The organism is Nonomuraea antri (assembly GCF_013283785.1).
GTDB classification, from domain to species: Bacteria; Actinomycetota; Actinomycetes; order Streptosporangiales; family Streptosporangiaceae; genus Nonomuraea; species Nonomuraea antri.
The window spans coordinates 1-4,556 of sequence record NZ_JABCPZ010000412.1 but is presented as its reverse complement, the minus strand read 5'-3'; the positions used below and the strand labels follow the sequence as shown (position 1 = coordinate 4,556).

At 73.1% G+C, this 4,556-nt stretch carries 5 protein-coding genes and 1 pseudogene; 5 read left to right on the top strand and 1 reads right to left on the bottom strand.

The features are described from left to right. The 4 genes from HII36_RS53475 to HII36_RS53460 form a co-directional block, all read left to right on the top strand. Positions 1-875: DMT family transporter (locus tag HII36_RS53475; protein ID WP_173531075.1), on the top strand; the 875-nt coding region annotated here is incomplete at its 5' end. Then, positions 875-1,975: an alcohol dehydrogenase catalytic domain-containing protein gene (locus tag HII36_RS53470; protein WP_173531076.1), complete on the top strand. Its 1,101-nt coding sequence runs from the start codon at positions 875-877 to the stop codon at positions 1,973-1,975. The genes HII36_RS53475 and HII36_RS53470, both read left to right, overlap by 1 nt. A 116-nt stretch (positions 1,976-2,091) precedes the next feature. After that, positions 2,092-2,751, top strand: a complete 660-nt coding sequence (locus HII36_RS53465; RefSeq protein WP_173531074.1) for a DUF1045 domain-containing protein — start codon at positions 2,092-2,094, stop codon at positions 2,749-2,751. A gap of 235 nt (positions 2,752-2,986) precedes the next feature. Next, the gene (locus tag HII36_RS53460; RefSeq protein WP_173531073.1) at positions 2,987-3,532 is read left to right on the top strand and encodes a GNAT family N-acetyltransferase; all 546 of its coding nucleotides are present in this window, start codon (positions 2,987-2,989) and stop codon (positions 3,530-3,532) included. A gap of 7 nt (positions 3,533-3,539) precedes the next feature. On the opposite strand, the gene HII36_RS53455 is transcribed toward HII36_RS53460, so the two are convergent. Continuing rightward, positions 3,540-4,073: a helix-turn-helix domain-containing protein gene (locus HII36_RS53455; protein ID WP_173531072.1), complete on the bottom strand. Its 534-nt coding sequence runs from the start codon at positions 4,071-4,073 to the stop codon at positions 3,540-3,542. 59 nt (positions 4,074-4,132) lie between these two features. Here HII36_RS53455 and HII36_RS53450 point away from each other — a divergent pair. Next, a pseudogene (locus HII36_RS53450) lies at positions 4,133-4,556 on the top strand (DUF3887 domain-containing protein); the annotation flags it as partial.

Genomic DNA, 4,556 nt, shown 5'->3' with positions numbered 1-4,556 from the left:
GGGTGTTCGTCGTCCTGTGGAGCAGCGCGTTCATCGCGGGCATCCCCGGCGTGCGGGCCGCGCCGCCGCTGCTGCTCATGTTCGCCAGGTTCGCCGTCGCCGGGCTGCTGCTCGGCGGGTACGCGCTGGTCAAGCGGGTGCCATGGCCGCGCGGCCGGGCGCTGGCGCACGTGGCGGTGGCCGGGCTGCTCATCCAGGCGGTGCAGTTCGGCGCCTTCTACAGCGCGCTCGGCGCCGGGCTGCCCGCCGCGGTCGTGTCTCTGGTTCAGGGGCTGAACCCGGTGGTGATCGTGCTGGTCTCCCGGGTGCTGGGCGAACGCCTCGGGGCCGGGCAGTGGGCCGGGTTCGCGCTCGGCCTGGCCGGGGTGGTGCTGGCGGTGGCCGACCGGATCAGCCTGTCGGCGTCCGGGGTGGCGTTGTGCCTGCTCGGCCTGGCCGGGCTCAGCGCGGGCACGCTCTACCAGCAGCGTTTCGTGCCCCGCATGGACGCGCTCAGCGGCACCGCCGTGCAACTGCTGGTCAGCGCCCCGGCGGCGGGGCTGGCCTGCCTGCTGCTCGGCCCGGTCCAGGTGACGGACTGGGCCGCGTTCGGCCTCTCGGTGGGCTGGATGGCGCTGGTCAACTCGATCGCGGCGTTCATCCTGCTCAACCGGATGTTGCTGCGCTCCCCGGCCAGCCGGGTGAGCACGGTGTTCTTCCTGACCCCGGCGGTGACCGCCGTCCTGGCCTGGCTGCTGGCCGGGCAGCCGCTGCAGCCGCTCGCGATCGCCAGGCTGGCGCTGGGCGGCGCCGGGGTCCTGCTGGCCAACCTGGCCGGACGAGGCAAACCGGCGGCGGCCGACACCGCCGCCGCGAGAAAGGACGAGGTGACGTGATGCGCATTCAGGGCGCGGTGCTGGAGGAGATCGGCCGGTCGCGGCCCTACGCGGGCTCGCGGCCGCTGTCGGTGTGCGAGCTGGAGCTGGACCCGCCCGGCCCCGGCGAACTGCTCGTCCGCGTCGAGGCGGCCGGGGTGTGCCACTCGGACCTGTCGGTGATCGACGGCAATCGGGTACGCCCGGTGCCCATGCTGCTCGGGCACGAGGCGGCCGGGGTGGTGGAACAGGTCGGCCCCGGCGTCACCGACCTCGCGCCGGGGCGGCGCGTCGTCATGACGTTCCTGCCCAGGTGCGGCGGCTGCGCGGGCTGCGCCACCGAGGGGGTCACCCCGTGCGAGCCGGGCAGCGCGGCCAACAACGAAGGGACGCTGCTGGGCGGCGGGGTGCGGCTGCGCCGCGCGGGCGAGCCGGTGCTGCACCATCTCGGGGTGTCGGCGTTCGCCACGCACGCGGTCGTCGACCGCCGCTCGGCCGTCCCGGTGGACGACGACGTGCCGGCCGACGTGGCCGCGTTGCTCGGCTGCGCCGTCCTGACCGGCGGCGGCGCGCTGCTCAACGTGGGCCGGCCGCGGCCCGGGCAGCGCGTCATGGTCGTCGGTCTCGGCGGGGTGGGCATGGCGGCGCTGCTCACCGCGCTCGCCCTCGACGACGTGCGGGTCATCGGCGTGGACGCCAACCCGGACAAGCTCGCCGCCGCCCGCGACCTGGGCGCGCACGAGGTGTACGGGCCGGGCGAGCTGGACACGTCAGCAGACGTCGTGATCGAGGCGGCGGGCAGCGCCAGGGCGTTCGAGACGGCGGTGGGCGCGACCGCGCCCGGCGGCCGGACGATCACCGTCGGCCTGCCCGCGCCGGACGCCCGCGCCGCGATCTCCCCGCTCGCTCTGGTGGCCGGCGGCCGCACGATCGCCGGCAGCTACCTGGGCTCGGCGGTCCCGGCCAGGGACGTGCCGGTGTTCGCGCGGATGTGGCAGGAGGGCAGGCTGCCGGTGGAACGGCTGATCTCGTCTAGGATCGGGCTGGCGGACGTCAACGCGGCGATGGACCGGCTGGCCGACGGCACCGCGGTACGCCAGGTGATCGTCTTCGACCAGTGATGGGTGGGCGTCATTGACCGGTGACGGGCGGGCGTCTTCGAGCGGTGACGAGTGCGCGTCTTCGAGCGTGAGATAGGGGCGCGGGCCGACGGGTTCGCCCCCTACACTCGTCACTCATGGGCGATCTTCCCGTCTTCGACGTGGTACTGCTGCCGCCGCCGGAGGTCAACGCGCGCTCGATCCATCTGAGCCGGCAGTGCGCGAGCCTCGCCCCCACCGAGTTCGTCCTGCGCGAAGAGGGCACGTACCCGCACATCTCCCTCTACATGGCGAACTTCACCCCGGCCCAGTGCCGCGACGCCGTCGACCGGCTGCGCGACATCAGCGGCAGAACGGGCGAACTCCTCCTGGAGGCCGAGCACTTCTCCGGCAACGAGCACGGCATGTTCGAGCTGTTCTACCGCAGGAGCGAGGCGATCGTCCGGCTGCAGGAGGAGCTGATCGACGCGCTCAACCCGCTGCGCACCGGGCTGCGGCGGCTCGACCCGGTCGGCAGGATCCTGGCCGAGCACCGGCTCACCGCGCCGCCGGTCGCCCGGGCCAACCTCGACCGCTACGGCTACGACGAGATCGGCGAGCTGTTCCGCCCGCACATCACCCTCACCAGGACGCGGCGGCGCGACGAGCGGTTCGACCCGGCCGTGCTGCCCGCGCCTGAGTCGTTCACCGGGACGTACCGGACGCTCGCGCTGTGCACCATGGGCGAGCACGGCACCTGCACCGACCTCATCGAGACGTTCGAACTGCCCGCCACCTCCATCAGCCCGGCCGGATAGGCGCGGCCCGGGATCGCGGCCGGGGCTGTGGAAACCCGGTGGACCGGGATCGGGCGCCCAGGCATGATCATGTCTCGTGACCTCCACCTCGCCCGCCGAACCTGCCGAGCCTGTCGAGCCCGCTGATTCCGGGGGACGCGTCGAGTCCGGCACGCTGGGCGAACCCGTTGGGTCTGGCGTGCTTGGCATACCCGTCGAGTTCGACGCGCGTGGCGTACCCGTTGGGTCCCGCGAGTTGGGCTCGCATGTCGAGTTGGCCGCGGGCGCGTTCCGTCTGCGCCCGCCCGAGGTGGCGGACGCGCCCGAGGTGCTGCGCCTGGCCGCCGACCCCGACGTGCGGCTGTGGAATCCCCGTTGCCGCATCCCGGACGAGGCCGCCGCCCTCGCCGACTGCCTGCGCGGCGCCGACTGGTCGGACGGTACGCACGCCACGTTCTCCCTCGTCGAGACCGGAACGGGACGTTACGCAGGCACCATCGCCCTGCACGGCCTGGACCGGGAGAACGCGCAGGCCAGGATCGGGTACCGGATCGCACCTTGGGCGCGCGGCCGGGGCGCGGCGACGGCGTCCGTGCGTGCCGTCACCGGGTGGGCGGTCACCGTGCTGGAGCTGGAGCGGATCGTACTGACACACGCGGTGGAGAACCAGGCCTCGTGCCGGGTGGCGGGCAAGGCGGGGTTCGCGCTCGAAGGCGTGATGAGGTCGGCGCGGCGGTTCGGCGACGGACTGCTGCACGACGAGCACCTGCACGCCCTCCTGGCCACCGACCTGCGCTCCTAGGAGCACTTCAGTCGTCGGCGGACGAGGTCTCCGCCGGGAACAGGACGGGGCTGAGCAGGTACCGCGCCCGTCCGGACGTGGCCTGGTTGGCCAGCCTGGGCGCGATCGCCGCACGCAGGTCGCCGATCAGCTCCAGGAGCTCGTCCGGGCTGAGCCAGACGGCGTGCTGGCGGAAGCCGACGAGGTCGGCGGCCGGGTCCGCCTCCTCCCGGTCTAGGTAGGCGTTGAACTCGGCGAGCAGGGTGGCCATGGCGATGGCGAACCCGCGCCGGTAGTCCTCGCGCGACAGCGTGTCGGCGTCGATGACGGCCTGCTCCTGCCGCAGCCGGTAGCGGCGCTCCACCGCGCCGCGCACCCGCCGCTCGTCGGCCACCTCCAGGACGCCGCCGCCGGCCAGCAGGTCGATGTGCCGGTAGAGCGTGGCCTTGGACACGTCGGGGATCCGCTCGCACAGCTCGGACGTGGTCAGCAGCCGCCCACCGCGCATGGCGTGCACCACCCGCAGCCGGACCGGATGCCCGAGAAGTTCCAAGGTGTTCATTTCCTTACGATCTCACATCGTGTTACCTTTCTCAAAAATGAGAACGGTTGGAGATGGTCATGGAGAAGGACCCTGTCGCGATCGCCGTCCGGGTGGCCGAACTGGCTCACGCTGAGCGTTTCGCCGAGCTGGCTGAACTGTTCGCCACACCGCTGCGCGCCATGGTCTCCGCCGATGCGGTGCGCGCCGCGTGGACGTCCGAACTGGACCGGATCGGCCCGGTCGTCACCGTCGGCACGCCCCTGACCCTGCCGGCCGAGGGCGGGGTGACACCAGTTAGCGTCCCGGTGACGTGCGAGCGCGGGGAGGTGGTGGTGCACCTGTCGGTCGGCGATGACGGCCTGGTGCACGGGCTGCTGCTGGCCCGGCCCGGCGAGCAGGCGGACGTGTGGACACCGCCGTCGTACGCGGACCCGGAGCGGTTCACCGAGCGCGAGGTCGTGATCGGGGAAGGACCGCTCGCGGTCCCAGGCACCCTGACCC

What these genes read in the sequence shown, in the direction of transcription:
- HII36_RS53470 (WP_173531076.1), top strand. Translation starts at nt 875, where the DNA reads ATGCGCATTCAGGGCGCGGTGCTGGAGGAGATCGGCCGGTCGCGGCCC.
- HII36_RS53465 (WP_173531074.1), top strand. Translation starts at nt 2,092, where the DNA reads ATGGGCGATCTTCCCGTCTTCGACGTGGTACTGCTGCCGCCGCCGGAG.
- HII36_RS53455 (WP_173531072.1), bottom strand. Translation starts at nt 4,073, where the DNA reads ATGAACACCTTGGAACTTCTCGGGCATCCGGTCCGGCTGCGGGTGGTG.